The sequence below is a fragment of the Streptomyces sp. B15 genome, from assembly GCF_018070605.1.
GTDB lineage: Bacteria > Actinomycetota > Actinomycetes > Streptomycetales > Streptomycetaceae > Streptomyces > Streptomyces smyrnaeus.
Window position 1 is genome coordinate 15,005 of sequence record NZ_JAGPXJ010000046.1, and the last position, 16,405, is coordinate 31,409.

The 16,405-nt window shown below is 70.1% G+C and carries 16 protein-coding genes; 5 read left to right on the forward strand and 11 right to left on the reverse strand.

Annotated elements, in window-relative coordinates; genetic code table 11:
- The first annotated feature begins 81 nt into the window (after positions 1-81).
- Positions 82-696, forward strand: coding sequence for a rhomboid family intramembrane serine protease (locus KBY19_RS20605; protein WP_099883377.1), 615 nt, complete (start codon positions 82-84; stop codon positions 694-696).
- 19 nt (positions 697-715) lie between these two features.
- Here the strand turns inward: KBY19_RS20605 and KBY19_RS36690 are convergent, their stop codons facing one another.
- From KBY19_RS36690 to KBY19_RS20620, 3 genes are read right to left on the reverse strand one after another with little or no spacing between them, the layout of a single operon-like run.
- On the reverse strand, positions 716-904 hold the full coding sequence (locus tag KBY19_RS36690; RefSeq protein ID WP_221507153.1) for a hypothetical protein: 189 nt from the start codon (positions 902-904) through the stop codon (positions 716-718).
- A 46-nt stretch (positions 905-950) separates the two neighbouring features.
- Positions 951-1,871 (reverse strand): menaquinone biosynthesis prenyltransferase MqnP, encoded by a 921-nt coding sequence (mqnP, locus tag KBY19_RS20615; RefSeq protein ID WP_099883376.1) that lies wholly within the window; start codon positions 1,869-1,871, stop codon positions 951-953.
- Between the two features lie 49 nt (positions 1,872-1,920).
- Complete coding sequence (locus KBY19_RS20620; RefSeq protein ID WP_099883375.1) at positions 1,921-3,372, reverse strand: menaquinone biosynthesis decarboxylase; 1,452 nt, start codon at positions 3,370-3,372, stop codon at positions 1,921-1,923.
- Between the two features lie 146 nt (positions 3,373-3,518).
- Here KBY19_RS20620 and KBY19_RS20625 point away from each other — a divergent pair, with 146 nt between their 5' ends.
- Positions 3,519-3,905 carry a PLD nuclease N-terminal domain-containing protein gene (locus tag KBY19_RS20625; RefSeq protein WP_210966385.1) on the forward strand — a complete coding sequence of 129 codons (387 nt, stop codon included), beginning with the start codon at positions 3,519-3,521 and terminating at the stop codon, positions 3,903-3,905.
- A 175-nt stretch (positions 3,906-4,080) separates the two neighbouring features.
- On the opposite strand, the gene KBY19_RS20630 is transcribed toward KBY19_RS20625, so the two are convergent.
- From KBY19_RS20630 to hemL, 7 genes are all read right to left on the reverse strand, one after another.
- Positions 4,081-4,662 carry a hypothetical protein gene (locus tag KBY19_RS20630; protein ID WP_210966377.1) on the reverse strand — a complete coding sequence of 194 codons (582 nt, stop codon included), beginning with the start codon at positions 4,660-4,662 and terminating at the stop codon, positions 4,081-4,083.
- Positions 4,663-4,702: 40 nt separating this feature from the next.
- Positions 4,703-5,821 (reverse strand): c-type cytochrome biogenesis protein CcsB, encoded by a 1,119-nt coding sequence (gene ccsB / locus KBY19_RS20635; RefSeq protein ID WP_185017830.1) that lies wholly within the window; start codon positions 5,819-5,821, stop codon positions 4,703-4,705.
- Entirely contained in the window at positions 5,818-7,653 is a 1,836-nt protein-coding gene (locus tag KBY19_RS20640; RefSeq protein ID WP_210966378.1) for a cytochrome c biogenesis protein ResB, read from the reverse strand. The genes ccsB and KBY19_RS20640 overlap by 4 nt, the downstream gene beginning before the upstream one ends.
- Before the next feature lie 3 nt (positions 7,654-7,656).
- Positions 7,657-8,403 carry a cytochrome c biogenesis CcdA family protein gene (locus KBY19_RS20645; protein WP_180289932.1) on the reverse strand — a complete coding sequence of 249 codons (747 nt, stop codon included), beginning with the start codon at positions 8,401-8,403 and terminating at the stop codon, positions 7,657-7,659.
- Positions 8,404-8,476: 73 nt separating this feature from the next.
- Complete coding sequence (locus KBY19_RS20650; RefSeq protein WP_099883370.1) at positions 8,477-9,079, reverse strand: TlpA disulfide reductase family protein; 603 nt, start codon at positions 9,077-9,079, stop codon at positions 8,477-8,479.
- A 92-nt stretch (positions 9,080-9,171) separates the two neighbouring features.
- Positions 9,172-9,828 (reverse strand): histidine phosphatase family protein, encoded by a 657-nt coding sequence (locus KBY19_RS20655; protein ID WP_247691227.1) that lies wholly within the window; start codon positions 9,826-9,828, stop codon positions 9,172-9,174.
- A 95-nt stretch (positions 9,829-9,923) separates the two neighbouring features.
- Positions 9,924-11,279 (reverse strand): glutamate-1-semialdehyde 2,1-aminomutase, encoded by a 1,356-nt coding sequence (gene hemL / locus KBY19_RS20660; RefSeq protein WP_185017828.1) that lies wholly within the window; start codon positions 11,277-11,279, stop codon positions 9,924-9,926.
- Positions 11,280-11,406: 127 nt separating this feature from the next.
- On the opposite strand from hemL, the gene KBY19_RS36695 reads away from it, so the two are divergent.
- Entirely contained in the window at positions 11,407-12,135 is a 729-nt protein-coding gene (locus KBY19_RS36695; protein ID WP_221506020.1) for a hypothetical protein, read from the forward strand.
- A gap of 128 nt (positions 12,136-12,263) precedes the next feature.
- Here the strand turns inward: KBY19_RS36695 and KBY19_RS20670 are convergent, their stop codons facing one another.
- Positions 12,264-14,042, reverse strand: a complete 1,779-nt coding sequence (locus KBY19_RS20670; protein ID WP_099883367.1) for a BCCT family transporter — start codon at positions 14,040-14,042, stop codon at positions 12,264-12,266.
- Between the two features lie 417 nt (positions 14,043-14,459).
- Between KBY19_RS20670 and KBY19_RS20675 the strand changes: the two genes are divergently transcribed.
- Both KBY19_RS20675 and KBY19_RS20680 read left to right on the forward strand, forming a co-directional pair.
- Complete coding sequence (locus KBY19_RS20675) at positions 14,460-15,341, forward strand: hypothetical protein (RefSeq protein WP_307842620.1); 882 nt, start codon at positions 14,460-14,462, stop codon at positions 15,339-15,341.
- 246 nt (positions 15,342-15,587) lie between these two features.
- Positions 15,588-16,301, forward strand: a complete 714-nt coding sequence (locus KBY19_RS20680; protein WP_099883365.1) for a DUF3558 domain-containing protein — start codon at positions 15,588-15,590, stop codon at positions 16,299-16,301.
- Positions 16,302-16,405: the final 104 nt, after the last annotated feature.

Here is a 16,405-nt window from a genome sequence, read left to right on the forward strand (position 1 = left end):
GAACCGTCGGCGCACCGCGCGCCGTTGTAGAGCGTGACGAGGCATGTCCTGCCAGGGACGCTCCTCGCGAGGGAGGCGAGCATGGCGAAGGGCTCAGGGGGCACCGGCAGCACGGGCGGCGCCAAGGCGTTGGCGGCCGGGAAGCTGATCGTCGGCTGGGTGGCGCTGCTGTGGGTCCTGGAGGCCGCGGACCAGGCGTCGGGCAACGCGCTGGACTCCTTCGGCATACGGCCCCGCCGCGTCGGTGAGCTGGTGGATGTGATCCCCAGCGCCTTCATGCACTTCGGCTTCGAACACCTGATAGCCAATACGCTGCCGCTGCTGGTCCTCGGCTTCCTGGCGGCACTGCGCGGGGTGGGGCGCTTCCTCGTCGTCGCCGCGATCATCGTCGTGGTCAGCGGACTCGGTGTCTGGCTGATCGCCCCGGAGCACAGCAACACCGCCGGTGCCTCCGGCCTGATCTTCGGCCTCTTCGGCTATCTGCTGGCCCGCGGTTTCGTCGACCGCCGTATCACCGACGTCGCCCTCGGCACGGTCGTCGCCGTCTTCTACGGCTCCATCCTGTGGGGCGTCCTGCCCACCGACTCCGGCATCTCCTGGCAGGGCCACCTCTTCGGGCTGATCGGCGGCCTCCTCGCCGCCCGCCTCACCGCCGAACCCCGCCGCCTGGACGCGGGCAAACCCGCCTGGCACTGACGCGGCTCCCGGCGCCGGGTCACATGTCCCGGCGCTGGATGCGGGTCTCCCGGTCGATGGGCAGCTCGTCCGTCTCGATCTTCGCCCTGCCGATCTCCAGCGCGACCTCGACGGGCTTGCCGCCCGCGATTTCCGTCCGGTAGCCCGGGAACCGGTCTTCCAGACGGCTGAGCTGCGAGCGCAGGCGGTCGGTTTCCGAGCTCGTCACGGCGCTCTCCCTTCCCTGCTCCCGATGGTGGAGGGGGGCAGGTTACTCAGACGCTGAATCCGCGCACCGCCAGATCGAGCAGGGCACACCCGAACAGGGCAATCCCGATGAAGCTGTTGACCTGGAAGAAGGCGCGGTTGAGGCGGGAGAGGTCGTGGGGGCGGACGATGGTGTGCTCGTAGACGAAGGCGACCGCGACGATCAGCAGGCCGAGCCAGTAGAAGGCGCCCGCGTCGGTGACCAGGCCGAAGGCGAGCAGCAGGGCCGTGGTGACCAGGTGGGCGGCGCGGGTGGCGTGGATGGCCGCCGCGGTGCCGAAGCGGGCGGGCACCGACTTGACCCCGTTGGCGCGGTCGGCCGTCACGTCCTGGCAGGCGTAGATGAGGTCGAAGCCGCCGATCCAGATGCCCACGGCCAGCCCGAGGAGCACGGCGTGCCACGACCAGACGCCGGTGACGGCGATCCAGGCGCCGGTGGGCCCGATGGCCTGGGCCAGCCCCAGGATGGCGTGCGGGTAGTTGGTGAACCGCTTCCCGTACGGGTAGACGACCATCGGGAGGACGGCGAGCGGCGCCAGGGCGAGGCACAGCGGATTGAGCAGGGCCGCGGCGCCCACAAAGACCACGAGGGCGACGACGGCGCCCGTCCAGGCCGTGCGGACGGACACCGCGCCGGTGACCAGCTCGCGCCCGGCGGTGCGCGGGTTGCGGGCGTCGATCTCGCGGTCGATGATCCGGTTGGCGGCCATCGCGAACGTCCGCATGCCCACCATGGCGACGGTCACCAGGAACAGCTGCCACCAGTGCACGCTGCGGCTGTCGCGGTACATCGCGGTGAGTGCGGCGATGTAGGCGAACGGCAGCGCGAAGACCGAGTGCTCGATGACCACCAGGCGGAGGAAGGCCCTTACCCGGCCGATGTCCGCGCCCGGACCGGGCCCGAGCACTCCCTCAGCTGTGCTGCTCACGCGTCTCTCCGTTCGCCTCTTTCGACCTCCGGCCGGGGGTACCCGCGGTTCACAGGCCGTACTCCTTCCAGCGGCGGCTCACCAGCTCGGCCACCCGCGGGTCCGACTCGACCATCTCCGGCCAGCCCCCGTCGCGTGTGTAGCCCTCCTCGGGCAGCTTGCGAGTGGCGTCGATGCCTGCCTTGCCGCCCCAGAACTGCTGGTAGGAGGCGTGGTCGAGATGGTCGACGGGGCCCTCGACCACCGTCAGGTCGCGCGCGTAGTCCACGTTGCCCAGCGCCCGCCAGGACACCTCGTGCAGGTTGCGCACATCGCAGTCCTTGTCCACGATCACGATGAGCTTGGTCAGCGACATCATGTGCGCGCCCCAGATGGCGTGCATGACCTTCTGCGCATGCTTGGGGTACCGCTTGTCGATGGCGACGATGGCGCAGTTGTGGAAGCCGCCCGACTCCGGCAGGTGGTAGTCGACGATGTCGGGGACGACGACCTTCAGCAGCGGCAGGAAGAACCGCTCCGTGGCCCGGCCCAGCGGCCCGTCCTCGGTCGGCGGCCGGCCCACCACGATGGACTGCAGCAGCGGGCGCTTCCGTGTCGTCACGCAGTCGATGGTCAGCGCCGGGAAGGGCTCCTGCGGCGTGTAGAAGCCGGTGTGGTCGCCGAACGGGCCCTCCGGCCGCATCTCGCCCGGCTCCAGCCAGCCCTCCAGTACGACCTCGGCCGCGGCGGGCACCTGGAGCGGGACCGTCTTGCAGTCGACCATCTCGACGCGCTTGCCCTGCAGGAAGCCCGCCAGCAGATACTCGTCGATGTCGGCGGGCAGCGGGGCCGTGGACGCGTAGGTGACGGCGGGCGGGCAGCCGAAGGCGATGGCGACGGGCAGCTTCTCGCCGCGCCGGGCGGCGACCTGGTAGTGGTTGCGGCTGTCCTTGTGGATCTGCCAGTGCATCCCGATGGTGCGGCGGTCGTGCCGCTGGAGCCGGTAGAGGCCCAGGTTCCGTACGCCGGTGTCGGGGTCCTTGGTGTGGGTGAGGCCCAGGTTGAAGAACGAGCCGCCGTCCTCGGGCCAGGTGAACAGCGCGGGCAGCCGGTCCAGGTCCACCTCGTCGCCCTGCTGGACGACCTCCTGGACGGGCGCGTCCTTCACCTTCTTCGGCGGTACGTGCGTCATCGCGCCGAGCTTTCCGAACGCCTCCCGGAAGCCGACGAAGCCCTGCGGCAGCTCGGGCTTGAGCAGACCGCCGATCTTCTCGCTGATCTCGTCGTAGGAGGCCAGGCCGAGCGCCTTGAGCAGGCGCCGGTCGGTGCCGAAGACGTTCATGGCCAGCGGCAGGTCCGAGCCCTTGACGTTCTCGAACAGCAGCGCGGGGCCACCGGCCTTGTTCACCCGGTCGACGATTTCCCCCACCTCCAGCCGGGGATCGACCTCGGCCTTGACCCGTACGAGATCGCGGTCACGCTCCAGGGCCCGCAGGAGCGAGCGGAGATCGTCGTATGCCATACGCCTCAGTATCCTCCCCGATGTCCGCGGCCTGAGCGCCGGGGGTTTGTCCCGGACCATTACGCTGGGCCCGTGGGGACCCGCGAGTCGGGCCCCCGTCCCGCATCCGTCCGGCGGCATCTCGCACCCAGGGGGCGTTCCGCGTGATCATCAGGCTCTTGCCCTTTCTTCTGATCCTCGCCCTGTGGATCTACGCCTTCATCGACTGCCTGAACACCCCGGAGAACGAGGTGCGCAAGCTGCCGAAGGTGGTGTGGGTCATCATCATCCTGCTGTTCGGCCAGGTTCTGCTGGGACCCATCGCCTGGTTGGTGGTGGGGCGCCCGCGCCGGAACGCGCCGTACGGCGCGGTGCGCGCCGATGAGCGCAGGTGGGTCGCACCGGACGACAACCCGGACTTCCTCAAGTCCCTGGGCGAGTCCCCTGCGGGGGGCCGGCCGACGGATGAGACGGAGCCGCCCCGTGCGGAGCCGCCACGCCCGGACCGCTCTGATGAAGAGCTCCGCAATCGACGGGACGCCGACGAGGGCTGACCCTCCCGTCTTCGCGGGTCCCGCCCTTTTGGTCGCCGCGACGGCGCCCAGCCACGAAGGCGAGGGTCCGGCGGCATACGCGACGGGCCGAGCCCGTCGTCATTCCGCCGAACCCTGTCTCGTGGTGGCGTGCCGCCGTTGCGGCGAAAGAAGTTCGCGGCGGGGTAAGTGCAGCTCAGCTCAGAGAGAGTGCGTACTCGCCGCGGAGTTCCGCGAAGCGGGCCGGGGTCCAGGTGGCCCAGTCCACGGGGCGGCCCCGCAGCTCCTCGCCCAGCAGTTCGAAGTGCTGGTGCCAGTCGGCGAGGGTGTCGGGGAGGGAGTCGGCGTCCCCCGTGAAGTCGTTGCGGAAGCGCACCCGGGTGCGGTCGTCGTCGAGCGTGCCGCGCAGGGTGAAGCCGAAGGAGCCACGTCCGTCGACGGTGTACTCGGCGAGTCGTCGCCGCGACCAGGCGGTGATCCGCCCGGCCGTGGCGAAGCCCTCGTCCGAGGCGGGGCCGCCCTCCCGTAGGGCTCCCTGCGGGCCGCGGTTCAGCCAGCGCAGCGTGACAGCTCCACCGGGGCCCGGTTCGAACGGATCGGCGGCGGCCAGCCACCCCCGCAGCCCGGCGGGGGTGGCGACAGCCGCCCAGACGCTCTCCAGCGGATGCGGGAAGGACAGCTCGAAGCCGATCGTGTGCGCCGCACCGTCTGCGCTGCTGCGCGCGGTGCCGTGCGGGATGTCGTAGGAGAGGGCCCGCGGCCGGCTTTCGGTGCTCATAGCTCCGCCTTCGTCGCTCGCCCGGGTATCGGCGGGTGTGTCAGACGCCCGCGTACGAGTGCTTGCCGTTGAAGAAGATGTTGACGCCGTAGTAGTTGAACAGGAAGCAGGCGAAGGCGAGAAGCGCGAGGTATGCCGCCTTACGGCCCTTCCAGCCCGCTGTGGCACGCGCGTGCAGGTAGGTAGCGTAGGCGACCCAGGTGATGAACGACCAGACCTCCTTGGGGTCCCAGCCCCAGTAGCGGCCCCAGGCGTCTCCCGCCCAGATGGCGCCCGCGACGATGGTGAAGGTCCAGAAGGGGAAGACGGTCGCGTTGATCCGGTAGGCGAACTTGTCCAGCGAGTTCGCCGAGGGCAGCCGCTCCATGATCGAGGAGCGCAGCTTTCCGGGCTTGCGGCCGGCCAGCAGATGCGTCTCGTAGGCGTCCCGGAACAGGTAGAGCGCGGAGGCGACGAAGCCGAGGTAGAGCAGCGCGCCGCAGATGATGGCCAGCGAGACATGGATCCACAGCCAGTAGGAGTGGAGCGCGGGGACGAGCTGGTCGCTGTCGGTGTACAGGACGGTGACGGCCAGACCGAGGTCCAGCAGGACGGTGGTGACCAGCGGCAGCCCGATCCAGCGGACGTTCTTCTTGGCCAGCAGGAAGCCCAGGTAGGCACCGACGGCCACCATCGAGAAGGCCGTCGAGAACTCGTACATGTTGCCCCAGGGGGCACGCTGCACCGACAGCGAGCGGGTCAGCACCCCGGCGAAGTGCAGCAGGAACGCCAGCACCGTGAGGGAGACGGCGATCCGCCCGTACATGTCGCCCTGCTCGTCGCCCGCCGCCGCGCCGGGGCCATCGGGCAGCTCGCCGCGGCGACCGTTGCCGGAGCGGGTGACGATCTTCGGCGGGGCCGGCTTCTCCAGCACCGCCGTGCTGCCGCCCTTCGCCTCGGCACGGACGGCGGCGCCGCCCTCCTGGGCCGGAACGGCGGCCTCGGCCGTGGGCTGCTTCGTCAGCGCGGCGGCCGTACGGCCGACCTTGCTGCGGGAGCCGAACGTCCATTCGGCGATGTAGCCGAAGAAGGCCAGTACATAGACGGCCATCGCCGAGTAGATCAGATAGTTGCTGATCTGGGCGAGCTGCTCGTTGGGGTCGGCTGCGAGGAGGTTCACTTGCCTGCTCCTTCGGGGGCATCAGCAGGATCGGCGGTGTCCGCAGGGTCGGAGGACTCCGCAGCGTCGGAGGACTCGGCGGCGTCGGAGGACTCCGCGGCGTCGGCAGGCTCCGCGGCGTCCGCGGCCGCGACGGGCGCCGCGTCTTGCATGGCGGTGGCCAGGGAGGCGAGTTCGTCGGGCAGGCGGGCCGACTCGCTACGGCCGAGCCCGGCCATCTCGACGACCGTACGCCCGTCGTCGGCGGCGTAGGCCCGCACCCACACCCTGCGGCGCTGGATGAACAGCGAGCCCGCGAGGCCCGCGATGGCGGTGAGGGCACCGCCCAGCGCCCAGCCGTTGCCCACCTGGTGGGAGACCTGGAAGTTGGCCCACTTCTTGACCCCGTCGAAGGTGAGGCTGCCGGCGCCGTTCGGGAGGGTCATGGTGTCGCCGGGAGTGAGCTTCTTGGCGAAGGGGTCGCCGTCCTTGTCCTTGAACTTGGTCATGTTCTCGGTGTTCAGCTGGTACACGTTCTGGGCCGGCCCGCCGTCGACGCCCAGGTTGCCGTGGTAGGCGGTCAGGAACATCGTGGGGTTCTTCAGGCTGGGCGACTGGGAGAACATGGTGCCGCTGTTCGGCTCGAAGTCGGGGACGAAGAAGCCCTGGAAACCGAGCTGGTCCTTGCGCCCCTTGGCGTTCACATAGTCGGTGACCTTCACCACGCCGCTGGAGGTCTGGTTGTTGTCCTGCTGCAGGAAGGGCACCGGGCCGCGGTAGGCGATGTTGCCCTTGCCGTCCTTGACGGTGACGGAGGGCGCGTAGCCGTTGGCGATCAGATAGACCTTGGAGGAGCCGATCTGCAGCGGGTGGTTCACCTTGATCGAGGTGTGCTCCTCCTTGCCGCTCGCGCCCTCGGTGTAGGCGATGTCGGCGCGGTAGTCGCGCGGGGTGCCCTTGTTGGGACCGCTCTCCTCGTAGGTGGCGTGGAACTTCTTCAGCCGGAAGGCGAACGGGTCGAGCATGTCGGGGCTGAACAGCGAGCCCGACTGGAAGTCGTCGTACTGCGTCAGCACGTTGGAGAAGCCGTCGCCCTGCACGATCAGCTTGCGGCCCTCGGACTTGAACAGCTGCCCCGAGGCGAAGGCCAGCAGCAGCACGATCAGCGCGATATGGAACAGCAGATTGCCGACCTCGCGCAGATACCCCTTCTCCGAGGCGACGGCGTTGCCGTCCTGGTGCGTACGGAACCGCCTGCGCCCCAGCAGCGAGCGGGCCGCCCCCAGCACCTTCTCCGGCTCCGCCTCGGTGCGCCAGGTCGTGTAGACCGGCATCCGGTCCAACCGGCGCGGGGCGCGCGGCGGACGGGCGCGCAGCTGGCCGACGAACTGCCAGGTGCGCGGGACGATGCAGCCGATCAGCGAGATGAACAGCAGGATGTAGATCGCCGAGAACCAGACCGACGTGTAGACGTCGAAGAGCTGGAGCTTGTCGTAGAGCGGGGCCAGGGTGGTGTGCTCCTCGCGGAACCGCTCGACCTTGAGCGCGTCGACGGGCGTCTGCGGGATGACCGAGCCGGGAATGGCCCCCAGCGACAGCAGGAAGAGCAGGATCAGCGCCACCCGCATCGAGGTCAGCTGCCGCCAGAACCAGCGCAGCCAGCCCAGCGGGCCGAGCGAGGGAACGTTCAGCCGCTCCTCGGTGGGAGCCGTCGACAGCTGGGCCGAGGCCGCCCGGTCACCGGCGGACTCCCGCTCGGCGGCGGCCGTACGCTCCTGAGCGGCCCCGGTCGCCTCACCGGTCTGGTCGGCTGCCGCCTCGACGACGCCCTTGCCGCTACCGGTCGTGCTCATGGATCAGATCCCCACCGTGAAGTCGGACGACCAGACCGTGATCTCGTAGACGATCCGGTCCCAGATGCCTGTGACGAGCAGGACACCGACGGCGACGAGCATCCCGCCACCGATCCGCATGACCCACGCGTAGTGCCGCTTCACCCAGCCGAAGGCGCCCAGCGCACGGCGGAAGGCGACGGCGGCGACGACGAACGGGACGCCCAGGCCCAGGCAGTAGGCCACCGTCAGCAGCGCGCCCCGCCCGGCGCTCGCCTGGTTCGAGGAGAGCGTCAAAACGGCGGCGAGCGTGGGCCCGATGCAGGGCGTCCAGCCGATACCGAAGAGCACCCCGAGCATCGGCGCACCGGCCAGCCCTATCGCCGGCCGCTTGTGGATGCGCACCTCCCGCTGGGTGAAGCGGGTCAGCGGCCCCAGCGCACCCATGAAGGCGAGCCCGAGCAGGATCGTCAGTCCGCCCATCACCCGGGAGATGAGGACGCGGTTCTCCTGGAGAGTGGCGCCGAAGCCGCCGAAGAGGGCGCCGCCGGAGACGAAGACCGCGGTGAAGCCGAGCACGAACAGTCCGGCGCCCAGGAACATCCGTCCCCGCCGCGCCTCGGCCAGGTCGGTGCCGCTGACGCCGGTGACGTAGGAGAGGTAGCCGGGGACCAGCGGCAGCACGCACGGCGAGAAGAAGGAGACCAGCCCGCCGAGGAGGGCGATGGGCAGGGCCAGCAGCAGTGCGCCGTTGAGGACGGTGCCGTTCATCCCGGCTGCCGCCAGCGGGATCGTCGCCGGCGAGGCCGTCGCCAGCGGGGCCGCGAGCAAGGTCATGGGGTGGTCACTTCGCGTCGATCAGGGGGGCTAGCGCCGAGCGCAGTTCCTTCTCGCTCAGTTCCTTCAGGGCCCGCACCGCGACCTTCCCGTCCTTGTCGAGGATCAGGGTGGAGGGGATGGCCTGCGGGGAGAGGGTGTTCTTGGGGAACTTGAGGATGAGCTTGCCACTGGGGTCGTAGAAGCTCGGGTAGTCGATGTCGTAGTTCCGCTCGAACGCCTTGGCGTTGGCCTTGTCCAGATCGCGGGTGTTGATGCCGAGGAACTGGACGCCCTCGTCCTTGGTGTCCCGGGCGACCTTGGCGAGGTTGGGTGCCTCGGCACGGCAGGGACTGCACCACGAGCCCCAGACGTTCAGCACGATGACCTTGCCCTTGTAGTCGGAGAGCTTCAGCTTCTTCCCGTCGACCGAGGGGCCGGTCAGATTCGGCACCGAGGTGCGCTCGTCCTTGGCGACCTTGGTGATCTGGCCCGTCCCCTGCACGAACTTGGTGTCGCCGGAGGACGAACCGGTCTGCTCGTCGCCGCAGCCGGACAGCAGCAGCGCACCGGCGGCGACCCCGGCGGCCAGCAGGGTGGTGCGGCGGCGGGAGGCGCGGGTCTGGCTCATGTGAAAAGTTTCGCATGCGCCCGTCGGGGATCTTCCGCGCCCCCCTCCCCCTCGCCGCCGCCCACCCGCGGCGGGGCCCCGGACGGTAGCGGTCAGGCGCCGGCGGCCCGATTCTGGGCGCCGCCGCCCTTCTGGCGCTTGGCGCCGGCCCGCAGATGGGCGGGCACCAGATCGCGGGCCGGCTCGGTGTAGCCGACGGAGACGATGCGGTCGCCGAGGAAGGTGAAGCTCGTCAGCGAGGCGAGCGTGCACTGGCGCCGGCGCGGATCGTGCCACAGCCTGCGGTGCTCGACGAAGCTGCGCAGGATCCAGATGGGCAGCTGGTGGCTGACGCAGACGGCCTCGTGACCGCGCGCCGCGTCCTTGGCGCTCTCGATCGCCCCCCGCATCCGTACGACCTGATCGATGTACGGCTCGCCCCAGGAGGGCCGGAAGGGGTTGCGCAGATGGCGCCAGTTCTCCGGGCTGCGCAGTGCCCCGTCACCGACGCCGAAGGTCTTGCCCTGGAAGACGTTCCCGGCCTCGAGCAGCCGCTGGTCGGTGCCGACGTCCAGACCGTGCGTCTTGGCGATCGGCGCCGCGGTCTCCTGCGCGCGCTCCAGCGGGGAGGCCACGACATGGGTGATGTCGCGCCGGTCCAGGTGCTCGGCGACCCGGTCGGCCATCCGGCGGCCCAGGTCGGAGAGGTGGTACCCGGGCAGCCGCCCGTAGAGGATGCCCTCGGGATTGTGGACCTCGCCGTGCCGCATCACATGGACGACGGTGACGGTCTTGTCGGCGGCCTCGCCCCCGCCGTCGAAGGCCGCGCCATCGAGTCTCTCCCGTGCTCGGTCGATGTGCTCGCTCATGCCGGCACCGCCTCGGCCGCGGCGCGCGCTGCGGCGGGCAGCGCGTCGGCGATGCGCTCCAGGGCCCGCTCGTCGTGCGCGGCGGAGACGAACCACGCCTCGAACCCGGAGGGCGGCAGGTAGACGCCTTGGGAGAGCATCGAGTGGAAGAAGGCGGTGAAGCGGAAGGACTCCTGGCGCCGGGCCGCCGCGTAGTCGGTGACGCCGGCGTGGCCGAAGTCCCCGAAGAAGACGGAGAACATGCTGCCCGCCGTCTGCACCGTGTGCGCCACGCCCTCCTTGTTCAGCGCCTCGGTGGCCAGCTGCCGCACCTGGCGGGAGGCGGCGTCCACCACGGCGTGCGCGGCGAAGTCGTCGGCGGCCAGCAGCCGCAGCTGGGCCAGTCCGGCGGCGGTGGCGACCGGGTTCCCGGACAGGGTGCCCGCCTGGTAGACGGGGCCGGCCGGCGCCAGGTGGTCCATCACGTCCTTGCGGCCGCCGAACGCGGCCGCCGGGAAGCCGCCGCCCATCACCTTGCCGAAGGTCATCAGGTCCGGGGTGACGCCGTCGATGCCGTACCAGCCGCGCGGTCCGGCGCGGAAGCCGGTCATCACCTCGTCGGAGATGAACAGCGCGCCGTCCGCCCGGCACAGGTCCTTCAGCCCCTGGTTGAAGCTCGGCCTGCCGTCGGCGGCGGGCAGCGGCGGAACGATGCCCATGTTGCCGGGGGAGGCCTCGGTGATCACACAGGCGATCTCGCGGGGGTACGCGGCGAACGCTTCGCGGACCGCGTCCAGATCGTTATACGGCAGCACGATGGTGTCGCCCGCCTGTGCGCCGGTGACGCCCGGGGTGTCCGGCAGACCGAGGGTGGCGACGCCGGAGCCGGCCGAGGCGAGCAGCGCGTCGACGTGCCCGTGGTAGCACCCGGCGAACTTCACCACCTTGGAACGGCCGGTGAAACCGCGCGCCAGCCGGATCGCCGACATGGTCGCCTCGGTGCCGGAGGAGACGAGTCGTACCTGCTCAACGGGGTCGATACGGTGCACGATCTCCTCGGCGAGCGCCACCTCGTCCTCCACGGGCGTACCGAAGGAGGTACCGCGCTCGACGGCCCTGCGCGCGGCGTCCGTCACCTCGGGGTGTGAATGGCCGAGGATCATCGGCCCCCAGGAGCAGACCAGGTCGACGTACTCCCTGCCGTCCGCGTCCGTGAGGTAGGGACCGGAACCGGACACCATGAACCGGGGCGTACCGCCCACTCCGCGGAAGGCGCGGACCGGGGAGTTCACGCCTCCTGGCGTCACGGCGGCGGCGCGGTCGAAGAGCGACTGCGATACTGGGGCGCTGTACGAGTAAGTCACGAAAGCCATGGTGTCAGAGCCCGGTGTGCGGGGGCCTGGGGGCGTTTCACACTCCGCGGGGCGGGGAGGTCTCTGACACGATGATCGGGCCGCACGGGGACGGCTGTGCGGCCCGGATGAGCAGTCGGGTGGTGACATGCATCGCGGTGGCGGACTGGGAGAGGGGCCCGGCCCCTCGGAGACTGGCCCGGAGCGAGCCCAGGGGCGCCACAGGCGCACTGCGGCCGAGAGTGGAACCACGGCGGGGAGCGGCGCGAACAGCGGTACGGGGGACGGGGGAACGACGGGCGGCGGCACACCGTCCGAGAGCGGCACGGCGGGCGGCGCCACGAGCGGCAGCACCACCAGCGGCAGCGGGATCGTGCGGGGCGGCGGCCTCGCGGGCATCGGGAGCACGGCGAAGACCAGGAGCGGCAGGGGTGGCGGCCGAGTGGGGGTGACCTACAAGTACTTCGGGGCACCGGACGGTGCCACGGCCGCACGCGTACCCATCTCGATGCGCCCCGAGGAACTGGGCGGGGACGAGCTGGGACAGGGCATGTTCACCAAGATCAAGCCCGAGACGATGGCGGCGATGGTGCTGACGGGGATCGAGGGGATACCGCTGCACCGCGTACCGCCGCTCGAACTCGTCGTCCTGCACCCGGACTACGCGGTGGTGAAGCTCCCGATGACGGTCGTGGACCCGCTCCGCGGCGTCGGGGAGGAGACGGTCGGCGCCGCGGCCTTCATCTGGTCCACGGTCCCCGACCGCGCCGGACCGCAGGACGCCTTCAACGTCTACCAGCTCCTGCACCGCTGGCAGGACTTCTCCGACCGCCTGCACGAGGCGGGCCATCAGGCGTACTGCCTGGTCTGGCCCTAGCACAGCACCGCGTGGCGCCCCGGTGACGGGGGCGCCCGGTGTACGACGCACACGACGGGCGCCCCGGCACCGGCGTTGTTGCGGTGGCGGGGCGCCCGTCGTACGCGAGCCGGGCAGGATCCGCAGGTTCAGCCCTTGTTCCGGTCCGCTCCTGCGTCGTCCGAGCCGCCGGAGTCCTCCGCCGAGACAGCGGCGTCGGCGACGGCCTGGGCGACCTCCTCGTCCAGCACCTCGGCGTCCAGCTTCGGGGCGTCGGGGTCCACCGGGCCGATACGGAACTCGAACTCGCCGCCGTACTGCTCGTGGGCGGCGACGACCGCGCTGCCCACGGCCTCCTCGCCCCGCTCGGTAAGGATGATCAGCGGGTCCCGGCGCAGATCCTTGGTGAGCGCGATGCACAGTGCGACCATCACGACCGTGAACGGCACCGCCACCAGGATCGTGAGGTTCTTCAGCCCTTCCAGCGCCTCGTCACCACCGCCGCCGATCATCAGCATGATCGCGCCGACGGCGCCCGTGAGGACACCCCAGATGATGACGACTCCCCGGCCGGGCTCCAGCGTGCCCTTCTGGGAGAGCGTGCCCATCACGATCGAGGCGGCGTCCGCACCGGAGACGAAGAAGATGCCGACCAGGATCATCACGATGAGGCCGGTGACGCTGGCGATCGGGTACTCGTTCAGCACATTGAAGAGCTGGGCCTCCTGGGTGTCGCCCAGCTGCACGCCGTCCGACTGCAGCTTCATGGCGGTACCGCCGAAGATCGAGAACCAGATGAGGCTCACGACGCTGGGGACCAGGATCACACCGCCGACGAACTGGCGGATGGTGCGTCCCCGGCTGATCCGGGCGATGAACATGCCCACGAACGGCGTCCAGGAGATCCACCACGCCCAGTAGAAGACCGTCCAGCCGGAGAGCCACTCGGCGACTCCCTTGCCGCTGCTGGAGTCGGTGCGCCCGATCATCTGGGGCAGATCCCCCAGATAGCTGCCGATCGAGGTCGGGACCATGTTGAGCATCAGGATCGTCGGCCCGACGACGAACAGGAAGACCACCAGCAGCGCTGCCAGCACCATGTTGATGTTGGACAGCCACTGGATGCCCTTCTCCACGCCGGAGACGGCCGAGGCCACGAAGGCGACGGTCAGCACGGCGATGATGGCGACCAGCACACCGGTGCTGACCTTGCTCGCCCAGCCGGCCTGCTCCATGCCGCTGCCGATCTGGAGCGCGCCCAGACCCAGCGAGGCCGCGGAGCCGAACAGGGTGGCGAAGATCGCCAGGATGTCGATGACCTTGCCGATACCGCCGTTGGCCGCCCGCTCACCGATGAGCGGGGTGAACACGGCGCTGATCGTCTGCCGCCGGCCCCGCCGGAAGCAGCTGTAGGCGATGGCCAGGCCCACGACCGCGTAGATCGCCCAGGGGTGCAGCGTCCAGTGGAAGAGCGTGGTGGCCAGCGAGGTCTCCATGCGGGCCGCGTCGTTGCCCGGGTCGGTACCGGGCGGAGGGGCACCGAAGTGACTCAGCGGCTCGCTGACCCCGTAGAACATCAGACCGATGCCCATGCCCGCGCTGAACATCATCGCGATCCAGGACACCGTCCTGAACTCCGGCTCCTCCCCCTCCTTGCCGAGGGTGATCCTGCCGTAGCGGCTGAAGGCCAGCCACAGCGAGAAGACGACGAAGCCGGTGGCGGCGAGCACGAAGGCCCAGCCTCCGTTGTGCATCGTCCAGCTCAGCATCTCGGACGAGACGTCGCCCAGGGAGTCCGTTCCGACTGCGCCCCAGACGACGAAGGCGAGCGTGAGGAGCGCGGTGACACCGAACACGAGCCGGTCGGTCTGCGGTCCCCGGGGCAGTCCCCCGTTGGAGGCGGGTGCCTCCTCTGTCTCATGCTTCACGTTTGTCTGTTGCCCCTTCCTCCGAGGGATCGGGGAGGCTCCGAATTGATGAAGGGGAGGCTCCCATGGTTCGGGGGGCCGCTACCCGGCAGATAGGAAAATAGTCCGGCCGAAAACCCCTCTCCGAGCTGAGAAATCCCGCCCAACTACCCTGTTTCGCACAACCGTTGGAGCCGGCCGGCCGGGACGCGACAGTCCGGGCGGGGAAACCCGGAAAGGTGACGGACCGGAAAAAACTGACTTCACGCACCATAGAGGCCAGGCGACCGGACGTCTGAGCTGCGGGTGCGGTAAACATGTGCCGTCGCCCCGTCGGCGGAACGCTTTCCGGGCGTACCCCGATCCCGGTGACCCGGACGACCCGGAGGACGACCCCGAACGAGGAGGCCAGCCGTGCCGCGGAGGGCAAAGAGGTATGTGACGCGCGGGACATTCGCGTCGTACGCGACCAGCGCCGCACTGGCCCTCACCCTGGCCGGAGCCCTCACCGCCTGCACCGGCTCCTCCGGCCCCGACGACGGCGGGGACGGCAAGCAGGGCAGCTCCTCCGCCTCGCCCTCGGCGGCGGCACCCGGCAAGTACGACACCCTCCCCGAGCCATGCGGCACGGTCGCCGTCAGCCAGCTGCGCGACATGCTCCCCGGCGCCGCGGCGGCCGAGGAAGAGGGCACCCCGGCCCCCAGCGACAGCGCCGGCCCCTACGAGGGCGAGGCGAGCGTCACCTACGACACCGACCGGCGGGTGGGTTGCCGCTGGAAGAGCGCCACCACGCTCAGCACCCGGCACCTGGCAGTCGACTTCGAGCGGGTGGTCTCCTACGACCCCGCCGTCAGCGACGACGAGCAAGCCGAACGGCTGTACGCCAAGAAGGCACGCAAGGCCGGTATCGCCGTCGCCTCCGAGGGCTCCGCCTCGGGCAGCCCGTCCGGGAAGACACCTGAGGGCCACGCCTCCCCCACCGACAAAAAGGGCAGTTCGGACGAGGATGGTGACAAGGGCGGCTCCCAGGACCCGGAAGGCGACACCGAGGAGAGCACCTCCCCCACCCCGGACGAGGACCTGGCCCCCCGCACCCTGGACGACATCGGTGACGCCGCCTACGTCGACGACAGCCTGCACACCGCGGACTCCGGTCTGCACCGGGACATCACCCTGGTCTTCCGGAAGGCCAATGTGATCGCCACCGTCGAGTACGACCAGTGGGTGACCGACAAGCACCGGATCCCCGACAGCCACGAACTCCAGGAGAAGGCACGCGAGCTCGCCGAGCAGCTCGCCGGGCGCTTCGAGGAGGACTGATCCCGCCTCGTCCGACCCTGTGACGACTCCCACCACGGCGGACTCCCCCGCTACGCGGCCGACCCCGCTCGCGGGCCGCTCCCGCTGCGGCCGGCCCATGTGGCCAGTCCCACCTGTGGGCAGTCCCACGCTGTGGAAGGTGCCATGAAACGCCCACACCGCCCCAGGCGCCGCGTACCGTGCCGTCAGCACCGCGGCCACTTTCGGCTCGGCACAACTGGTGAAGACCCCGGAAGCGAAGGAACCATGCACCGTAACGCCCCGCGCAACGCCCCTCGACGGAGCAAGACCGTCAGGAACTCGCTCGCCTGTGCGGCAGTGGCGCTCCCCGTCCTGCTGGTCGCCGGCTGCTCCGACTCCGACCAGGACAAGGAGGCCGACAGCCCCTCGGCCTCCGCGAGCAAGTCCCCCACCGTGGCGCCCGCGAAGTTCAAGGAGCTGCCCGACTCGTGCAAGAGCCTGGGCAAGAAGACCGTGAAGGACCTGGTACCCGGCACGGACAACGCCTCGGGCAAGCGCGTCGGCACCGGTGACACCAACGACTCCAACAGCTGTCTGTGGAGCGGGCTGGACAAGTACGACTACCGGCAGCTCACCCTCTCCTTCAAGCGTTTCGACTCCGACCCGGCGATCGGCTCCGGCGACAAGCGGGCCGCGGACTACGTCAAGCAGCAGGTCGAGGAGAAGACCGGCAACAAGGACAACAAGAAGCCGAAGCAGAAGCAGGTCTCCGGCATCGGCGACGACGCGGTCTCGGTCGCGTACGAGACCAAGAAGAAGGACGCCAAGGACAAGTCGGAGGAGTACCGCGCCGAGCGCCTGATCGCCCGCACCGCCAATGTGGTGATCACCGTCGACTACGAGGGAGCAGGCTTCGAGGACGCCAAGAAGCCCGACGCCGACGAGGTGAACAAGCAGGCCGAGAAGGCGGCCGAGGAAGCGGTCAAGCAGATCAAGTAACCGCCCGTCGCCTTCCCCCGCCGCATCGGAGCCCGGCCCTCCCCGTGAGGGCCGGGCTCCTGCGCGCATCCGCGCCCGCCACATGTGCCAGGCTGGGCCCGCCA

Coding starts and splice junctions, on each gene's coding strand:
- KBY19_RS20605 (WP_099883377.1), top strand. CDS start 82: ATGGCGAAGGGCTCAGGGGGCACCGGCAGCACGGGCGGCGCCAAGGCG.
- KBY19_RS20620 (WP_099883375.1), bottom strand. CDS start 3,372: ATGGCATACGACGATCTCCGCTCGCTCCTGCGGGCCCTGGAGCGTGAC.
- KBY19_RS20630 (WP_210966377.1), bottom strand. CDS start 4,662: ATGAGCACCGAAAGCCGGCCGCGGGCCCTCTCCTACGACATCCCGCAC.
- KBY19_RS20640 (WP_210966378.1), bottom strand. CDS start 7,653: ATGAGCACGACCGGTAGCGGCAAGGGCGTCGTCGAGGCGGCAGCCGAC.
- KBY19_RS20645 (WP_180289932.1), bottom strand. CDS start 8,403: ATGAACGGCACCGTCCTCAACGGCGCACTGCTGCTGGCCCTGCCCATC.
- KBY19_RS20650 (WP_099883370.1), bottom strand. CDS start 9,079: ATGAGCCAGACCCGCGCCTCCCGCCGCCGCACCACCCTGCTGGCCGCC.
- KBY19_RS20655 (WP_247691227.1), bottom strand. CDS start 9,828: ATGCGGCACGGCGAGGTCCACAATCCCGAGGGCATCCTCTACGGGCGG.
- hemL (WP_185017828.1), bottom strand. CDS start 11,279: ATGGCTTTCGTGACTTACTCGTACAGCGCCCCAGTATCGCAGTCGCTC.
- KBY19_RS36695 (WP_221506020.1), top strand. CDS start 11,407: ATGCATCGCGGTGGCGGACTGGGAGAGGGGCCCGGCCCCTCGGAGACT.
- KBY19_RS20680 (WP_099883365.1), top strand. CDS start 15,588: ATGCACCGTAACGCCCCGCGCAACGCCCCTCGACGGAGCAAGACCGTC.